We start from the raw sequence: 15,996 nt of genomic DNA, 5'->3' as shown, positions 1-15,996 counted from the left end.
CTACCGGCTCTGCGCCACGCGCGACGTGTCGTCGTCGCGCCCGCCGCCGACCGGGTCGCCCCCGGCCCGGTGCACGCCGGTCGATCCGTCGGCGGTGGCGTGGCCGGCACTCTGCCCCGGGTCCCGTCGGCGCAGCAGCCAGAACACGCCACCGCCGACGGCGAAGGTGAGTAGTACCCCGAGGACGCCGGAGAGCCCGGTGGAGAGGAAGTCGTTGTCCAGACCCCGGATGCCGTAGTCGGCCAACGGGCTGTCGGCCAGCTCGTGGTCCCGCGCCTGCTGGGCCGGGCAGCTGCCGCCGGTGATCTCGTCCTCGGCGTTGACCGTGCAGCCCTTGAGCAGCGACGAGTCCAGCCCGTCCGGGTGCGACGAGGCGTAGTTGCTGACCACGCCGGCCAGCAGCAGCGCGACCAGCAGGCCGCCGACGATGAATCCCCATAAACGCTTACTCATCGGGCACCTCCGGCGACCGGGACGACGGGAGCCGGCGCGGCCGGCTTGAGGGCGCGCAGCGCGTAGACCAGGTCGGGGCGGACCTTCGCGACGGTGACCACGGTGGTTGCGGTGATCAGGCCCTCGCCGATGCCGATCAGCAGGTGGGCGCCGGCCATGGTGCCGGCCAGGCCGGTGAGGTTCCCGCCCAGGTCGGTGGTGCCGCCGAGCCAGTACTGGAGCACGAAGCCCTGGGACGCGACGACGACGCTGACCAGCGCCGAGACGAAGGCGGTCACGCCGAGGCCGGCCGGCGTGCGGGGCAGCACCCGCACCAGCAGGGCGATCAGCAGGTACGCCACGGCGGTGCCGAGGACGGCCATGTTGGTGATGTTCAGGCCGAGCATGGCCACCCCGCCGTCACCGAAGACGAGCGCCTGCACGACCAGCACGACCGCCACACACAGGGCACCCACCCACGGGCCGACCAGCAGCGCGGCGAGCGCGCCGCCGAGCAGGTGACCGCTCACCCCGGCGGTGAAGATCGGGAAGTTGAGCATCTGGACGGCGAAGATGAACGCGGCGACCAGGCCGGCCATCGGGGCGAGCCGGTCGTCGAGGTCGCGCCGGCTCCGCAGCACGCACAGGGCCAGCGCCGCCAACGCGAAGACGGCGAAGAGGGCGGCAACGGGACCGTTGACGATCCCGTTGGAAATGTGCATCGCCAGGGTTTCCACTCGACCTCCCGGGGCGCGGCGGGCGGGCCCACACCGACGAGGGCAAGCTTATTTCCAGAGAACCGCTGTTGCCAATAGGTTGCAACAAGCCATGAAGTTGATCACGAATGCCGGCGCGTCGTCCCCGCTGGCCCACACCGGGGCGGCGGTAGGGTTTCCGCCATGACCGCGCCCGCCCGCCTCAACTCCGGCGACCCCGCGCCCGAGTTCACCCTGCCGACCGACACCGGCGAAACCCTCTCCCTGGGCGACCTGCGCGGCCGGCGGGTGATCCTGTACGCCTACCCCGCCGCAATGACCCCCGGCTGCACCAAGCAGGCCTGCGACTTCCGCGACTCGCTCGCCTCGCTCCAGGCGGCCGGCTACGAGGTGGTCGGCATCTCACCCGACAAGCCGGAGAAGCTGGCGAAGTTCCGCGAGCGGGACGCCATCACCTTCCCGCTGGTCGGCGACGCCGACCGGGCGGTGCTCACCGCGTACGGCGCGTACGGCGAGAAGCAGTCGTACGGCCGCACGGTGACCGGGGTGATCCGGTCCACCTTCGTCATCGACCCGGACGGGAAGATCGAGCGGGCGCTCTACAACGTCAAGGCCACCGGCCACGTCGCCAAGCTGCGCCGCGACCTCAACCTCGACTGACTGTCACAGCCCAGCACTACGGTGCGCGCATGGTTCGTTACAAGTATTCCGAGGAGTTGCTTCGGGACGTGGTCGCGGTCTCGCACAGCATCGCGGACGTCCTGCGCCATCTCGGGCTGCCCCAGAACGGGGGGGTCCCACGCGCATCTGCGGCGGCGAATCGACAGGCACGGCATCGACACGTCACACTTCCGACGCATCGCCCTCCGCCGGCCGTCGCACCCACCCGCCCGGTCCCCCGCCGACCTGCTGGTATTGCGCGATCCGACCCGCCGCCGGGCCCACTCGGACGTCCTCCGCCGGGCGCTGGCCCGGATCGGGGTAGCCCTCGTCTGCGCCGACCGCGGCGTCGGTTCGTGCTGGAACGGCCGTCCCCTGACCCTGCAGGTCGACCACCGCAACGGTCGGTTCTGGGACTGCCGGCCGGAGAACCTCCGCCTGCTCTGCCCGAACTGCCACAGTCAGACCCCGACCTACGCCGGCCGGAACCGCCGCAGGTACGGGGTTGATCCCCAGGGCGAGGTCGCGACCGACGACCCGGACGGCCCGCCGCCGACGGGAGTGGTGACCACCGAGGAACTGGTCAGGCTCTTCCAGTTGGTCGACGGGCAGGAGCTGACCATACGAGAGGCGGCGCGGCGGGTCGGCTGCCACCCCGGTCACCTTCACCGCCTCCGACAGCGGCTGACGGAACAGGGCTCGGTGTCCCCGCAGCACGGCGGGCGGCGGTGGCGGGCGGCAGCTGTCCGGGAGATCGTGATCCAACACGCGTTGGCCAATCCCGGGCTCGGGCCCAAGAAACTCGCGCACCTGCTGCGAGAACTGCCCGAGGGCGGCTGCGCGGTCAGCCACGGGACCGTCTCCGCCATCCTCAGGGCAGCGGCGCTCAACACGGCGGCAGCCAGACGCACTAGACTTCCGGTGTCCGCGGGAGTGGCGAAATTGGCAGGCGCGCAGGATTTAGGTTCCTGTGTCCGAGAGGACGTGGGGGTTCGAGTCCCCTCTCCCGCACCCCCTCACTGAGCAGCGGCCGCCGGGCGGCACCCGCGCCGGCCGGGCTGTCGGGCGCGTCACGAAAGCGGGCGCGGTCCATCGCCCGACGACAGGATGGTGGGCGTGAGTCTGCGCTTCGTCCTCGACCCCGACCTCACCGCCGAGCTGCGGGAACAGATCGTGACCCTCTGGGCCGACGCCACCAATGCCGGCGGCGCGGTGGGCTTCGTCGCGCCGGTCGCCGTCGCCGACGTCCGCCCGGTCGCCGAGGCGACCTTCACCGACATCTCCGCAGGCCCGGACCGCCTGCTCGTCGGGTACGACGGCGAGCGCCCGGTGGCGGTGCTGGTCCTCGCCGACAACCGGTTCCACCTGAAGGCGCACTGGTGTGTGCTGAAGCGGGTGATGGTGCACCCCGACACCCAGGGCCTCGGGTACGGGTCGGCGCTGATGCGCGAGGCGGAGCGGCTCGGCCGAACGGCGGGCTGGGAGGCGCTGCACGTCACCGTGCGGAGCGGGCTGGGGCTGGAGCGGTTCTACGCCCGGCTCGGGTACCGGGAGGTGGGCCGGCTGCCGGGCGCACTGCGGGTCGCCCCGGGCGACGACCGGGACGAGGTCCTCATGTGGCTCGACCTGACGACCACCGGCGACGCACCGAGCCGGTGAGCGCCCAGCCGGTGAGCGCCCAGCCGGTAGGCACCGAGCCGATGAGCACCGAGCCGGTGAGCCGGAGCTAGGGCGCTGCCCCGGCGGCCGCCACCTCCACCGGGTCGCCGACCCGCACCACGCCCGCCCCCTCGGGGACGAGGTGCAGTCCGAACGGGAGCTTCCGGTCGATGGTGCGGTGCCGCCCGAGGGTGCGCAGCGGCTCCTTTCCCCGTACCCCCGTCTCCTGGTCGGTGGTGGTGACCACGCAGCGGTTGCAGCGCCCGGCGGCGCGGAACCGGGCGGAGCCGATCCACACAGGCCGGCCGGCCCAGGCGTCCTCGGCCCAGGCGGGGGTGCCCTCGACGACCAGGTTGGGGCGGAAGCGGCTCATCGGCACTGGCTCCTCACCGGCGGCGGCGAGCCAGCCGTTGAGCGCGGCGAGGGAGGCGGTGGCGGCCAGCAGCAGGGGGTACTCGTCGGCGAAGCTGACCTGGTCGCCGGTGTCGTGGGCGCGGTCGCCGGGCGCCAGGTGCCGGGTGGGCCGGGCCAGATGGACCAGGCGGGCCGGGCGGCCGAGCAGGGCGGCGAGCCAGTCGTCGGCTGCGGGCCCGGCGGGGAGCGCGGGAACCGGCAGCCGGGTGCGGAACACCCGCACGGGCAGCGGCTCCACGCCGGTGGGCTCGGCGACGTCCAGGTCGGGGCGGCCGGCGGCGCGCAGCAGCAGGCCGCCGTCGCGGGGCGCGGCCCGCAGCCCGACCAGCACGGTGGTATCCCGCTGGGTGATGCCGAGGCCGTCGGCGTCGACCACCATCCAGCGCCGGTCGCCGGCCAGGCCCCACGGCTCGACCCGCGCGCCGTCGTGGTCGAGGCGGTGGCAGCCCTTGACCGGGTACGTGTGCACGGCCGCGAGCCTCACCGGGCCCGCCGCGGCTTCGTCGCGTTCACCAGAGGTTTGTACCAGGTTCAGGAAAACAGGGGGTACCGACGGTTGCCACTGAAATTATTGATGCATAGAGTCGCCATATGAATGACGGAGGCACCATCGGGGTGCCCACCGACCCGGTGCTCGACCTGCTCCGGGGGGTACGACTCACCCCGACGCAGCGCCGGATCGCGCACTGCCTGGTGCAGCACGCCGCCGCCGCGGCGTACCTCTCCGCCGCCGAGGTGGCGGAGCTGGCCGGGGTGAGCCAGCCGTCGGTGACCCGGTTTGCCGTGGCGCTCGGCCACGACGGCTACCCGGCGCTACGCCGCCGGCTGCGCGAGCTAACCGGGGCCGCCACCGGCGATCCCTCGGGCGGCGGCAACGAGCTGCAACGTGCCGTCCGGGCCGAGTTGGGCAACCTGGAACGGCTGGCCGGCCAACTCGCCGACACCGACCGGATCACCGGGGTCGGCCGCCTGCTGGCCGCGAGCCACCCGCTGCCGGTGCTCGGGCTGCGGGCCGCCGCGCCGCTGGCCGCGTACTTCGCGTACTTCGCCGCCAAGGTGCACCCGGACGTGCGGGTGCTCGACGACGGGGGCAGCCTGCTCACCGACCGCCTCGAACAGGCCGCCGCGGCCGGGGCGAGCGCCCTGCTGGCGTTCGTGCTGCCCCGCTACCCCCGGGAGACCATGGACGCGCTGCGCGAGGCGCGGGCCGCCGGGCTGACCGTGGTGGCCATCACCGATTCGCCGGTCTCCCCGGCGGGCGAGCACGCCGATGTGCTGCTTCCCGCCGCCGTCGGCACCGACCTCGTGTTCGACCTGCACACCGCACCGATGACCCTGGCGATGGTGGTCCTCCAGGCCATCTGCGACGCCGCGCCCGCCGAGACCCAGCGTCGGCTGGAGGCTTTCGAGGCCTCCGCCGCCCGTCGCCAGTTGTTCCTCGGCTGAGAGGAGAGACGAGATGCCCCAGCCCGTCCGCGCCGCCCGCGGTTCCGCGCTCACCGCCAAGGGGTGGCCGCAGGAGGCCGCCCTGCGGATGCTGATGAACAACCTCGACCCCGAGGTTGCCGAGCGCCCCGATGACCTGGTCGTCTACGGCGGCACGGGGAGGGCTGCGCGGGACTGGCCGTCGTACCACGCGCTGGTGCGCACGCTGACCGACCTACGCGACGACGAGACGATGCTGGTGCAGTCCGGCCGCCCGGTCGGGGTCATGCGCACCCACGAGTGGGCACCCCGGGTGCTGCTGGCCAACTCCAACCTGGTCGGCGACTGGGCCACCTGGCCGGAGTTCCGCCGCCTGGAGCAACTCGGCCTGACCATGTACGGGCAGATGACCGCCGGGTCGTGGATCTACATCGGCACCCAGGGCATTCTCCAGGGCACGTACGAGACGTTCGCGGCCGTCGCGGCGAAGAGGTTCTCCGGCACGCTGGCCGGGACGGTGACGCTGACCGCCGGGTGCGGCGGGATGGGCGGGGCCCAGCCCCTCGCCGTAACCATGAACGGCGGCGCGTGCCTGGTCGTGGACGTGGACCGGACCCGGTTGGACCGCCGGGTGCGCGACCGTTACCTCGACGAGGTAGCCGACTCCCTGGACGACGCGGTCGAGCGGGCGCTCGCCGCGAAGCGGGACCGCCGGGCGCTCAGCGTCGGCGTGGTCGGCAACGCGGCCACCGTCTTCCCCGAACTGCTGCGCCGGGGCGTGGCGATCGACATCGTCACCGACCAGACCAGCGCGCACGACCCGCTGTCGTACGTGCCGGAGGGGGTGGAACCGGCCGACGCCCGGGACTACGCGAGGGCGAAGCCGGTGGAGTTCACCGACCGGGCGCGGGAGTCGATGGCGAAGCACGTCGAGGCGATGGTCGGGTTCCTCGACGCCGGCGCGGAGGTCTTCGACTACGGCAACTCGATCCGGGGTGAGGCGCAACTCGGCGGGTACGAGCGGGCGTTCGACTTCCCCGGCTTCGTACCGGCGTACATCCGGCCGCTGTTCTGCGAGGGCCGGGGGCCGTTCCGGTGGGCGGCGCTCTCCGGCGACCCGGCCGACATCGCCGCCACCGACCGGGCGATCCTCGACCTCTTCCCGGAGAACGAGTCGCTGGCCCGGTGGATCCGGTTGGCCGGCGAGCGGGTCGCCTTCCAGGGCCTGCCGGCCCGGATCTGCTGGCTCGGCTACGGCGAGCGGGACCGCGCCGGGGTGCGGTTCAACGAGATGGTCGCCTCGGGCGAGTTGTCCGCGCCGGTGGTCATCGGCCGGGACCATCTGGACTGCGGCAGCGTGGCCAGCCCGTACCGGGAGACCGAGGCGATGGCCGACGGCTCCGACGCGATCGCCGACTGGCCGCTGCTCAACGCGCTGGTCAACACGGCAAGCGGCGCATCGTGGGTGTCGATCCACCACGGCGGCGGGGTGGGCATCGGCCGGTCGATCCACGCCGGTCAGGTCTGCGTCGCCGACGGCACCGCACTGGCCGGGCAGAAGATCGAGCGGGTCCTCACCAACGACCCGGCGATGGGCGTCATCCGGCACGTCGACGCCGGCTACGACGCCGCCCGCGAGGTCGCCGACCGCACCGGCGTCCGCGTCCCCATGTCCGAAGCGTAAGGAGGGGCACCTTGTTGACGCATTCGGTAGTGGAAGGGTCCCTTCCTAACAGGTTCCGGAAACTGTGGGACGAGCTTGCGCCGATCGGCCGGGACCCCGACAGCGGCGGGTACCTGCGGTACGCGTTCACCGCGCCGGAGCTGGCCCTGCGCGACTGGTTCCGGGCGCAGGCCGCGAGCCGGGGCATGCCGGTCACCGCCGACGGCAACGGCAACCTCTTCGCCCGCTGGGGCGACCCGGACGCCGGGGACGCGGTGCTGACCGGCAGCCACTTCGACTCGGTGCCGCACGGCGGCGGGTACGACGGGCCACTCGGCATCGTCAGCGCGTTCCTCGCCGTGGACGAGCTGCGCGCCGCCGGGGCCACCCCGGTCCGCCCCCTCGTGGTGGCCGCGTTCGCCGAGGAGGAGGGGGCCCGGTTCGGCGTACCGTGCCTGGGGTCGCGGCTGCTCACCGGCGCGCTCGACGCCGACCGCGCGGCCGGGCTGCGCGACGCCGACGGGGTGAGCCTCGCCGAGGCGCTGGGCGCCCGGCCGGCGGGGGTTCGGCCGGAGCTGCTGGGCGGGTTCTCGTGTTTCGTGGAGTTGCACGTCGAGCAGGGCCGCGCGCTGGTCGAGCACGATGCGCCGGTCGCGGTCGCCAGCGCCATCTGGCCGCACGGCCGCTGGCGTTTCGACTTCCACGGCGAGGGCAACCACGCCGGTACGACCCGAATGGCCGACCGCCGCGACCCCATGCTCACGTACGCGTTCACCGTGCTCGCGGCGAACAAGGAGGCCCGGCTGCGCGGCGCGCACGCCACGGTCGGTCGGGTCCGGGTCTCCCCGAACGCCACCAACGCGATCCCGTCGAGGGTGACCGGTTGGCTGGACGCCCGCGCGGCCGAGCCGGCGACGCTGACCGGCCTGGTCGAGGCGGTGCACGCCAAGGCCACCGACCGCGCCGGCCGGGACGGCACGGAGGTCACCCTGACCGAGGAGTCGGCGACCGGGCTGGTCGCCTTCGACGGCGGGCTCGGCGGGCGGCTGGCCCGGCTGCTGGCCGCGCCGGTGCTGCCCACCGGGGCGGGTCACGATGCCGGGGTGCTGGCCGGGCACCTGCCCACCGCGATGTTGTTCGTGCGCAACCCGACCGGGGTGTCGCACTCTCCTGCCGAGGCGGCCACCGACGCCGACTGCGCCGCCGGGGTGGCCGCCCTGGCCCGTGTGCTGAAGGAGCTGACATGCGCCTGACCCTGCCTCCGGCGACCGCGCCACCGGTCGGTTCCCCCGGCGTCGTCCCGCGCCGTGCCTCGGGCGCAGCAGCGGGCCGACGCAACCCAACCAATGCGGGCAGTGCCCGGAGCGGACACCAGACCCCGGAGCCTAGGGGGCGGAAGAGGTGACCCCGACCCGCTGGATCGCCGAGTACGCCTGGCTGCCCGACCGGGCCGAGCCCACCGCCGACGTCCTGATCGAGGCCGAGGACGGCCGGTTCACCGCCGTCACCCCGCTCACCGCCGGCACCGCCCCCGCCGCCGGGGTGGAGGTGCTCGGCGACGCCGTGCGACTGCCGGGGCTGGCCCTGCCCGGGTTGGCCAACGCCCACTCGCACGCGTTCCACCGGGCACTGCGCGGACGCACCCACGGCAGCACCCACAAGAGCACCCGCGCGGGCCAGGGCGACTTCTGGACCTGGCGGAACGCCATGTACGAGGTGGCGGCCCGCCTCGACCCGGACTCCTACCTGACCCTGGCCCGAGCCGCGTACGCCGAAATGGCGCTGGCCGGGGTGACCTGCGTCGGCGAGTTCCACTACCTGCACCACGGCCCCGACGGCACGCCCTACGCCGACCCGAACGCGATGGGCGTGGCGCTGATCGAGGCAGCCGCCCAGGCCGGCATCCGGATCACCCTGCTCGACACCTGCTACCTGACGGCCACCGTGGACGGTCAGCTGCTGACCGGGCCGCAGCGGCGGTTCGGTGACGGCGACGCGCTGCGCTGGGCCGACCGGGTCTCGGCGCTCGCCCCCGACAACCGGGCGGCCGATGACGGGCGCCCAGGGCCGGCCGGGCACACGTTGGTCGGCGCGGCCGTGCACTCGGTCCGCGCGGTGCCGGCGGAGCAGCTCGCCACCGTGGCCGGGTGGGCCGCCCGGCGCGGGGTCCCGCTGCACGTCCACCTCTCCGAGCAGCCCGCCGAGAACGACGCCTGCCGAGCGGTGCACGGCCGCACCCCGACCCGGCTGCTGGCCGATCACGGGGTGCTCGGGCCGGACACCGTCGCCGTGCACGGCACCCACCTGACCAGCGCCGACGTGACGTTGCTCGGCGACTCCGGCACCGGCGTCTGCCTCTGCCCGACCACCGAGCGGGACCTGGCCGACGGGATCGGGCCGGCCCGCCGGCTGGCCGATGCGGACGTCCCGCTGAGCCTGGGCAGCGACAGTCACGCGGTGGTCGACCTCTTCGAGGAGGCCCGTGCCGTGGAGCTCGACGAGCGGCTACGCACCCGCCGGCGCGGCCACTTCACCCCGGCCGAGCTGGCGAGGGCCGCCACCGCCGCCGGGCACGCCGCGCTGGGCTGGCGCGACGCCGGCCGGCTCGCCGTCGGCGCCCGCGCCGATCTGGTCACGGTCCGGCTGGACAGCGCCCGCACGGCCGGGGTGCCACCGGTGGGGGCGTTCTTCGCGGCGACCGCCGCCGACGTCGCCTCGGTCGTCTCCGACGGCCGGCAGGTGGTCGCCGACGGGCGGCACCTGACGGTGGACGTGCCGCGCGAGCTGCGCGCCGCCGTCGAGGCGGTGACCCGGTGAGCGGCAGCCTGCTGGTCGACAATATCGGTGAGCTGGTGACCAACGTCGCCAGCACCGGCGACGGGAGCCCGCTCGGGCTGCACCATGACGCCGCCGTGCTGGTCGAGGAGGGCCGGGTCGCCTGGGTGGGCCCGGCCAGGCATGCGCCGGCCGCCGACCGGCGGATCGACGCCGAGGGGGCGGCGGCCCTGCCCGGCTTCGTGGACAGCCACGCCCACCTGGTCTTCGCCGAGGACCGGGCCGCCGAGTTCGCCGCCCGGATGGCCGGCCGACCGTACACCGGCGGGGGCATCCGGACCACGGTCGGCACGACCAGGGCGGCCTCCGACGACACGCTGCGGGCCACCGTGCGCCGGCTGGTCGGCGAGGCGACCCGGCAGGGCACCACCACGATCGAGATCAAGAGCGGGTACGGCCTCACCGTCACCGACGAGACCCGGTCGCTGCGGATCGCCGCCGAGTTCAGCGAGGAGACCACCTTCCTCGGCGCCCACGTGGTCCCCGCCGAGTACGCCGACCGCCCCGACAACTACGTGGAGCTGATCTGCGGGCCGATGCTGGCCGCCGCCGCGCCGCACGCGCGTTGGATCGACGTCTTCTGCGAACGGGGCGCGTTCGACGTCGACCACGCCCGCAACATCCTCGCCTGCGGACAGGCCGTCGGGCTGGGCGCGCGGGTACACGCCAACCAGCTCGGTCCCGGGCCGGGCGTGCGGCTCGGCGTCGAGCTGGGCGCGGCGAGCGTCGACCACTGCACGCACCTGACCGACGCCGACGTCGACGCGCTGGCCTCGACCCGGATCGGCTGCCTGTGCCACGAGGGGGGACACACCGCCACGGTGGCGACCCTGCTGCCCGGGGCCGAGTTCTCCACCCGCTCGCCGTACCCGGACGCGCGCCGGCTGCTCGACGCCGGAGTCACCGTGGCCCTGGCGACAGACTGCAACCCCGGCTCGTCGTACACCTCGTCGATGCCGTTCTGCATCGCCCTCGCCGTACGCGAGATGCGGATGACCCCGGCGGAGGCGGTCTGGGCCGCGACCGCCGGGGGCGCGCGGGCGCTGCGCCGCGACGACGTCGGGGTGCTGCGGCCCGGCTCCCGGGCCGACCTGAGCATCCTCGACGCGCCGTCGCACCTGCACCTGGCCTACCGGCCCGGTGTTCCCCTGATCCGCCAGGTTCTGCACAACGGAGTGCCGCAATGTCGACCGTAGTAGTCCAGCCCACCGGAATCTCCCCCGCCGACGTCCTCGCCGTGGCCCGCGGCACCGCCAAGGTCGCCCTCGCCCCCGCCACCGTGGAGGCGATGGCGGTCAGTCGCTCCATCGTGGACGGCATCGAGGCCGACGGCCGCCCCGTGTACGGAGTCTCCACCGGCTTCGGGGCGCTGGCGAACACCTTCGTCGCGCCCGAGCGGCGGGCCGAGCTCCAGCACTCGCTGATCCGCTCGCACGCGGCCGGGGTGGGCGCCCCGATGCCGCGCGAGGTGGTCCGGGCGATGATGCTGCTGCGGGTCCGCTCGCTGGCGCTGGGCCGCTCCGGAGTGCGCCCGCTGCTCGCCGAGGCCCTGGTCGACCTGCTCAACAACGATGTCACCCCATGGGTGCCGGAGCACGGCTCGCTCGGCGCGTCCGGCGACCTGGCCCCACTGGCGCACTGCGCGCTGGTGCTGCTCGGCGAGGGTTGGGTGCTCGGCCCGGCCGGCGAGCGGATCGACGGCGCGGACGCGCTGCGCGGGGCCGGGCTGGCACCGGTGGGGCTGGCCGCCAAGGAGGGGCTGGCGCTGATCAACGGCACCGACGGCATGCTGGGCATGCTGCTGCTGGCGGTCCGCGACGCGGCGCACCTGTTCACCATGGCCGACGTGACCGCCGCGCTCGCCATCGAGGCGATGCTCGGTTCGGAGCGGCCGTTCCTGCCGGAGCTGCACGCGATCCGCCCGCACCCGGGGCAGTCGGTGTCGGCGGCGAACATCCACCGGCTGCTCCAGAAGTCGGCGGTGATGGACTCGCACCGCGACGACCTGGCGCACGCCGTGCAGGACGCGTACTCGATGCGCTGTGCGCCGCAGGTCGCCGGGGCCGCCCGGGACACTTTGGACTTCGTCCGCACGGTGGCCGACCGGGAGTTGGTGTCCGTGGTGGACAACCCGGTGGTGCTGCCCGACGGACGGGTCGAGTCGACCGGGAACTTCCACGGGGCCCCGCTCGGCTTCGCCGCCGACTTCCTGGCCATCGCCGCCGCCGAGGTGGGGGCGATCTCCGAGCGGCGGGTGGACCGGCTGCTCGACGTCACCCGGTCCCGGGACCTGCCGGCGTTCCTCTCCCCCGACGCCGGGGTCAACTCCGGCCTGATGATCGCCCAGTACACCGCCGCCGGGATCGTCGCGGAGAACCGTCGGCTGGCCGCCCCCGCCTCGGTGGACTCGCTGCCCACCAGCGGCATGCAGGAGGACCACGTCTCGATGGGCTGGGCGGCGACGAAGAAGCTGCGCACCGTGCTGGACAACCTGACCAGCCTGCTCGCGGTGGAGCTGCTGGCCGCCGTACGGGGGCTCCAGCTGCGCGCCCCACTGACGCCGTCGCCGGCCGGCCGAGCTGCCCTCGCGGCGCTCGGCGACGTGGCCGGGGAGCCCGGACCGGACGTCTTCCTCGCCCCGCTGCTGGAGGCCACCCGGGCGGTGGTGGCCGGCCCGGAGCTGCGGATCGCCATCGAGCGGGCGATCGGCCCGCTCGGCTGATCGCCGCCCGGGTGGCCGGGACCCGCTCGCCGTCAGGCCCGGGTGGCCGGGACCCGCTCGCCGTCAGGGCCCGGGTGGCCGCGACCCGCTCGCCGTCAGGCGGGTGGCGGAAGCACCTTGGCGATCAGCTTGGCCAGCTCGCGCAGCGCCTTGCCCCGGTGGCTGATCGCGTCCTTCTCCTGCGGGGTCAGCTCCGCGTTGGTGCGGTCCTGGCCGTCGCCGAGGAAGACCGGGTCGTAGCCGAAGCCACCCTCGCCGCGCGGGGCACGCAGCAGCCGGCCGGTCTGGCGCCCGTCGACCAGGTGCTCCTTGCCGCCCGGCAGCACCAGGGCCACGGTGCAGACGAACGACGCGCCCCGGTGCTCGTCCGGCAGGTCGGCGATCTGGTCCAGCACAAGCTGGAAGTTGGCCCGGTCGTCGCCGTGCGAGCCCGCCCAGCGGGCGCTGAACACGCCCGGCATTGCGTTGAGGGCGTCGACCGCCAGGCCGGAGTCGTCGGCGATGGTCGACAGGCCGGTGCGCCGGCAACCCTCCCGCGCCTTGATCAGTGCATTTTCGCCGAAGGTCAGGCCGCTCTCCGGCAGCTCCGGGTACTCCTCGACGTCGTCGAGGCCGAGCAGCGCGACCCGATGCGCGCCGAGCGCGCCGTCGAGGATCCGCTGGAGCTCGATGAGCTTCTTCCGGTTGCGGGTGGCGAGCAACACGTTGTTCAAGAGAGAACCTTCCGCTGTGCCTCGGTCAGTTCCGCGCAGCCGGCGACGGCCAGGTCGAGCAGGGCGTCGAGTTGGTCGCGGGCGAAGACGCCGGACTCCCCCGTCCCCTGCACCTCGACGAACTCGCCGGTGCCGGTGCAGACCACGTTCATGTCGACCTCGGCCGCCACGTCCTCGGTGTAGCAGAGGTCGAGCCGGGCCTCGCCCGCGATCACGCCGACGCTCACCGCGGCGACGGAGCGGTGCATGACCTTCTCCGGCTTGCCGGCCAGCGACTTGCGGTCGGCCAGCCAGCTCACCGCGTCGTGCAGCGCTACGTATGCGCCGGTGATCGCGGCGGTGCGGGTGCCGCCGTCGGCCTGGAGGACGTCGCAGTCCAGCACGACCGAGTTCTCGCCGAGCGCCTTGAGGTCGATGCCGGCCCGCAGGCTGCGCCCGATCAGCCGGGAGATCTCGTGGGTCCGCCCGCCGATGCGGCCCTTGACGCTCTCCCGGTCCGAGCGGGTGTTCGTGGCCCGGGGCAGCATCGAGTACTCGGCGGTCACCCAGCCCAGCCCGGAGCCCTTGCGCCAGCGGGGCACCCCCTCGGTCACGCTGGCCGTGCAGAGCACCCGCGTTCCGCCGAACTCCACGAGCACGGAGCCCTCCGGGTGGGTGCTCCAGCCACGGGTCAGGGTCACCGGTCGGAGTTGGTCGGGCTGTCGCCCGTCAGGTCGCGCCATGACTGCACCCTATGCGGTGCGGTGATCGGACACCCCCGCCGGTGCCCCGGTGACCGCGCCGGGGGCGGTCAGATGTCGTAGCAGGCGCCGGCACGGACCACTTCCAGCGGCCCGTCGTACGCGGCACGGGCCGCCTCGCGGGTGGCCGCCTCGCTGCCCCACGCAGCGACCAGGTGCGTCAGCAGCAGCCGGCCGACGCCCGCCTTGGTGGCCGCCTCGCCGGCCTCTCGGCCGGTCAGGTGCAGGTCCGGGGGGTTCTCCACCCCGTCGAGGTAGCTGGCCTCGCAGAGGAAGACGTCGGCGTCCTGGGCGAGCCGCAGCAGCGACTCGCAGGGTGCGGTGTCGGAGGAGTAGCAGAGCACCCGACCGTCGTGCTCCAACCGCACCCCGTACGTCTCGACGGGGTGGTTCACCCGGTCGACGGTGACGCTGAACGGGCCGATGGGGAACGTGCCGGGCTGGAGGCCGTAGAACTGGTAGACGTCCTCGACCGTGCTGTCCTCCTGCCCGTAGGCCAGCGCCAGCCGGGCCGGTGCCCCGGACGGGGCGTAGACGGGCAGGGTCGGGTGCGGGCCGTCGGGGGCGTACCGGCGCACCACGACGTACGTCACGGCGTCGAGCATGTGGTCGCAGTGCAGGTGGGTGAGGAGGATGGCGTCGGGGGCGTGCAGCCCGGCGTAGCGCTGGAGGGTGGAGAGCGCACCGGAGCCGAAATCGACCAGGAGCCGGAAACCTTCGGCCTCGACGAGGTAGGCCGAGCACGGGGAGTCGGGGCCGGGGAAGCTCCCCGCACAGCCGAGGACGGTCAGTCGCATGAAGTCGTCCTGCTGTCACCTACGGTAGTCGCCGTGTCGGCAGCCGCTCTGTCGATGATCCTTACCGACGCGTACGACACGCTGCGCAGCCTACGCTGGCGCATGCCGGGCAAAGAATCATCTGCTGGAAGTTGTCATCAACGTGACACCCGCACCGGGGCGTTCCGGGCGGGACGACAAACGGGCCGGACCGGTCACCCGGTCACGGCCCGTCAGCGTCGTCGCCCGTCAGCGTTGTCGCCCCGTTGTCAGGCCCAGAGCTGCCCCTCCAGGGACTCCTCGGCATCGGCGAGCGTGCCACCGTAGGCGCCCGTGCTCAGGTACTTCCAGCCGCCGTCGCAGACCACGAACGCGACGTCGGCCCGGCGGCCGTCCCGGACCGCCTCGTGCGCCACCGCCAGCGAGGCGTGCAGGATCGCCCCGGTGGAGAAGCCGGCGAAGATCCCCTCCACCTCCACGAGCTGCCGGGTACGCAGCACGGCGTCGCGGGTGCCGACGGAGAACCGCCGGGACAGCACGGTGGCGTCGTAGAGCTCCGGGACGTACCCCTCGTCGATGTTGCGCAGCCCGTAGACCAGCTCGCCGTAGCGGGGCTCGGCGGCCACGATCTGGATGCCCTCGACCTTCTCGCGCAGGTAGCGCCCGGTGCCCATCAGAGTCCCGGTGGTGCCGAGGCCCGCCACGAAGTGGGTGATCGTGGGCAGGTCCTGGAGCAGCTCCGGGCCCGTGGTCTCGTAGTGCGCCCGGGCGTTCGCCTCGTTGCCGTACTGGTAGAGCATCACCCAGTCGGGGTGTTCGGTGGCGATCTGCTTGGCGGTGGCGACGGCCTGGTTGGAACCGCCTGCGGGCGGCGAGAAAATGATCTCCGCGCCGTACATCCGGAGCAGCTGGATCCGCTCGATCGAGACGTTCTCCGGCATCACGCAGACCAGCCGATAACCGCGCAGCTTGGCCACCATGGCCAGCGAGATGCCCGTATTGCCGCTGGTCGGCTCCAGGATCGTGTCGCCCGGGCGGAGCCGGCCGTCGGCCTCGGCCCGGCGAACCATGAACAGGGCCGCCCGGTCCTTGATGCTGCCGGTGGGGTTCCGGTCCTCCAGCTTGGCCCAGAGCCGCACCGGCGGCGCCCCCTCGGGCACCGCCGGTGAGAGCCGGGGCAGCCCGATCAGGGGCGTGCCTCCGCAGGCGTCCAGCAGGCTGTCGTACCGCGCCATCCTCGC

Annotated in this window: 15 protein-coding genes and 1 tRNA gene; 9 read left to right on the top strand and 7 right to left on the bottom strand. The window is 73.7% G+C overall.

The genetic code is table 11. The features are described 5' to 3' along the window. A complete protein-coding gene (locus SNR22_RS03920; RefSeq protein ID WP_320065058.1) occupies positions 1–453 on the bottom strand; it encodes a PDGLE domain-containing protein in 453 nt (150 codons plus the stop codon). Next, positions 450–1,169 (bottom strand): energy-coupling factor ABC transporter permease, encoded by a 720-nt coding sequence (locus tag SNR22_RS03915; RefSeq protein ID WP_320065057.1) that lies wholly within the window; start codon positions 1,167–1,169, stop codon positions 450–452. Before SNR22_RS03915 ends, SNR22_RS03920 begins: the two co-directional genes overlap by 4 nt. Before the next feature lie 162 nt (positions 1,170–1,331). Between SNR22_RS03915 and bcp the strand changes: the two genes are divergently transcribed. The 3 genes from bcp (at position 1,332) to SNR22_RS03900 (ending at position 3,467) form a co-directional block, all read left to right on the top strand. Continuing rightward, on the top strand, positions 1,332–1,808 hold the full coding sequence (gene bcp, locus SNR22_RS03910; RefSeq protein WP_320065056.1) for a thioredoxin-dependent thiol peroxidase: 477 nt from the start codon (positions 1,332–1,334) through the stop codon (positions 1,806–1,808). 927 nt (positions 1,809–2,735) lie between these two features. Beyond that, positions 2,736–2,819: transfer RNA gene (locus SNR22_RS03905), tRNA-Leu, on the top strand. Between the two features lie 105 nt (positions 2,820–2,924). Further along, on the top strand, positions 2,925–3,467 hold the full coding sequence (locus SNR22_RS03900; protein ID WP_320065055.1) for a GNAT family N-acetyltransferase: 543 nt from the start codon (positions 2,925–2,927) through the stop codon (positions 3,465–3,467). 67 nt (positions 3,468–3,534) lie between these two features. Here the strand turns inward: SNR22_RS03900 and SNR22_RS03895 are convergent, their stop codons facing one another. Then, a complete protein-coding gene (locus SNR22_RS03895) occupies positions 3,535–4,365 on the bottom strand; it encodes an MOSC domain-containing protein (RefSeq protein WP_320065054.1) in 831 nt (276 codons plus the stop codon). A gap of 107 nt (positions 4,366–4,472) precedes the next feature. Here SNR22_RS03895 and SNR22_RS03890 point away from each other — a divergent pair, with 107 nt between their 5' ends. The 6 genes from SNR22_RS03890 (at position 4,473) to hutH (ending at position 12,526) form a co-directional block, all read left to right on the top strand. Further along, complete coding sequence (locus SNR22_RS03890) at positions 4,473–5,327, top strand: MurR/RpiR family transcriptional regulator (RefSeq protein WP_320065053.1); 855 nt, start codon at positions 4,473–4,475, stop codon at positions 5,325–5,327. 13 nt (positions 5,328–5,340) lie between these two features. Next, the gene (gene hutU, locus SNR22_RS03885) at positions 5,341–6,990 is read left to right on the top strand and encodes a urocanate hydratase (RefSeq protein ID WP_320065052.1); all 1,650 of its coding nucleotides are present in this window, start codon (positions 5,341–5,343) and stop codon (positions 6,988–6,990) included. Positions 6,991–7,001: 11 nt separating this feature from the next. Next, positions 7,002–8,222: an allantoate amidohydrolase gene (locus SNR22_RS03880; protein WP_320065051.1), complete on the top strand. Its 1,221-nt coding sequence runs from the start codon at positions 7,002–7,004 to the stop codon at positions 8,220–8,222. Positions 8,223–8,370: 148 nt separating this feature from the next. After that, positions 8,371–9,786, top strand: coding sequence for a formimidoylglutamate deiminase (locus SNR22_RS03875; protein ID WP_320065050.1), 1,416 nt, complete (start codon positions 8,371–8,373; stop codon positions 9,784–9,786). Further along, a complete protein-coding gene (hutI, locus tag SNR22_RS03870) occupies positions 9,783–11,000 on the top strand; it encodes an imidazolonepropionase (RefSeq protein WP_320065049.1) in 1,218 nt (405 codons plus the stop codon). Before SNR22_RS03875 ends, hutI begins: the two co-directional genes overlap by 4 nt. Continuing rightward, on the top strand, positions 10,988–12,526 hold the full coding sequence (gene hutH / locus SNR22_RS03865; RefSeq protein ID WP_320065048.1) for a histidine ammonia-lyase: 1,539 nt from the start codon (positions 10,988–10,990) through the stop codon (positions 12,524–12,526). The genes hutI and hutH overlap by 13 nt, the downstream gene beginning before the upstream one ends. Positions 12,527–12,621: 95 nt before the next feature. Here the strand turns inward: hutH and rdgB are convergent, their stop codons facing one another. The 4 genes from rdgB to SNR22_RS03845 all read right to left on the bottom strand — a co-directional run bounded on the left by rdgB (position 12,622) and on the right by SNR22_RS03845 (position 15,990). Continuing rightward, complete coding sequence (rdgB, locus tag SNR22_RS03860) at positions 12,622–13,239, bottom strand: RdgB/HAM1 family non-canonical purine NTP pyrophosphatase (protein ID WP_320065047.1); 618 nt, start codon at positions 13,237–13,239, stop codon at positions 12,622–12,624. Then, complete coding sequence (gene rph / locus SNR22_RS03855) at positions 13,236–13,961, bottom strand: ribonuclease PH (RefSeq protein WP_320065046.1); 726 nt, start codon at positions 13,959–13,961, stop codon at positions 13,236–13,238. Before rph ends, rdgB begins: the two co-directional genes overlap by 4 nt. A 68-nt stretch (positions 13,962–14,029) precedes the next feature. After that, on the bottom strand, positions 14,030–14,776 hold the full coding sequence (locus tag SNR22_RS03850) for an MBL fold metallo-hydrolase (RefSeq protein ID WP_320065045.1): 747 nt from the start codon (positions 14,774–14,776) through the stop codon (positions 14,030–14,032). Between the two features lie 248 nt (positions 14,777–15,024). Continuing rightward, positions 15,025–15,990, bottom strand: a complete 966-nt coding sequence (locus SNR22_RS03845; RefSeq protein WP_320065044.1) for a PLP-dependent cysteine synthase family protein — start codon at positions 15,988–15,990, stop codon at positions 15,025–15,027. Positions 15,991–15,996 lie beyond the last annotated feature (6 nt).

It is taken from the genome of Micromonospora sp. RTGN7 (genome assembly GCF_033804645.1).
In the GTDB taxonomy this organism is placed as follows: domain Bacteria; phylum Actinomycetota; class Actinomycetes; order Mycobacteriales; family Micromonosporaceae; genus Micromonospora.
The sequence above is the reverse complement of the archived record's forward strand: the minus strand, read 5'-3'. Positions and strand labels throughout refer to the sequence as shown.

Coding starts and splice junctions, on each gene's coding strand:
- SNR22_RS03920 (WP_320065058.1), bottom strand. CDS start 453: ATGAGTAAGCGTTTATGGGGATTCATCGTCGGCGGCCTGCTGGTCGCG.
- bcp (WP_320065056.1), top strand. CDS start 1,332: ATGACCGCGCCCGCCCGCCTCAACTCCGGCGACCCCGCGCCCGAGTTC.
- SNR22_RS03890 (WP_320065053.1), top strand. CDS start 4,473: ATGAATGACGGAGGCACCATCGGGGTGCCCACCGACCCGGTGCTCGAC.
- hutU (WP_320065052.1), top strand. CDS start 5,341: ATGCCCCAGCCCGTCCGCGCCGCCCGCGGTTCCGCGCTCACCGCCAAG.
- hutH (WP_320065048.1), top strand. CDS start 10,988: ATGTCGACCGTAGTAGTCCAGCCCACCGGAATCTCCCCCGCCGACGTC.
- rph (WP_320065046.1), bottom strand. CDS start 13,961: ATGGCGCGACCTGACGGGCGACAGCCCGACCAACTCCGACCGGTGACC.
- SNR22_RS03850 (WP_320065045.1), bottom strand. CDS start 14,776: ATGCGACTGACCGTCCTCGGCTGTGCGGGGAGCTTCCCCGGCCCCGAC.
- SNR22_RS03845 (WP_320065044.1), bottom strand. CDS start 15,990: ATGGCGCGGTACGACAGCCTGCTGGACGCCTGCGGAGGCACGCCCCTG.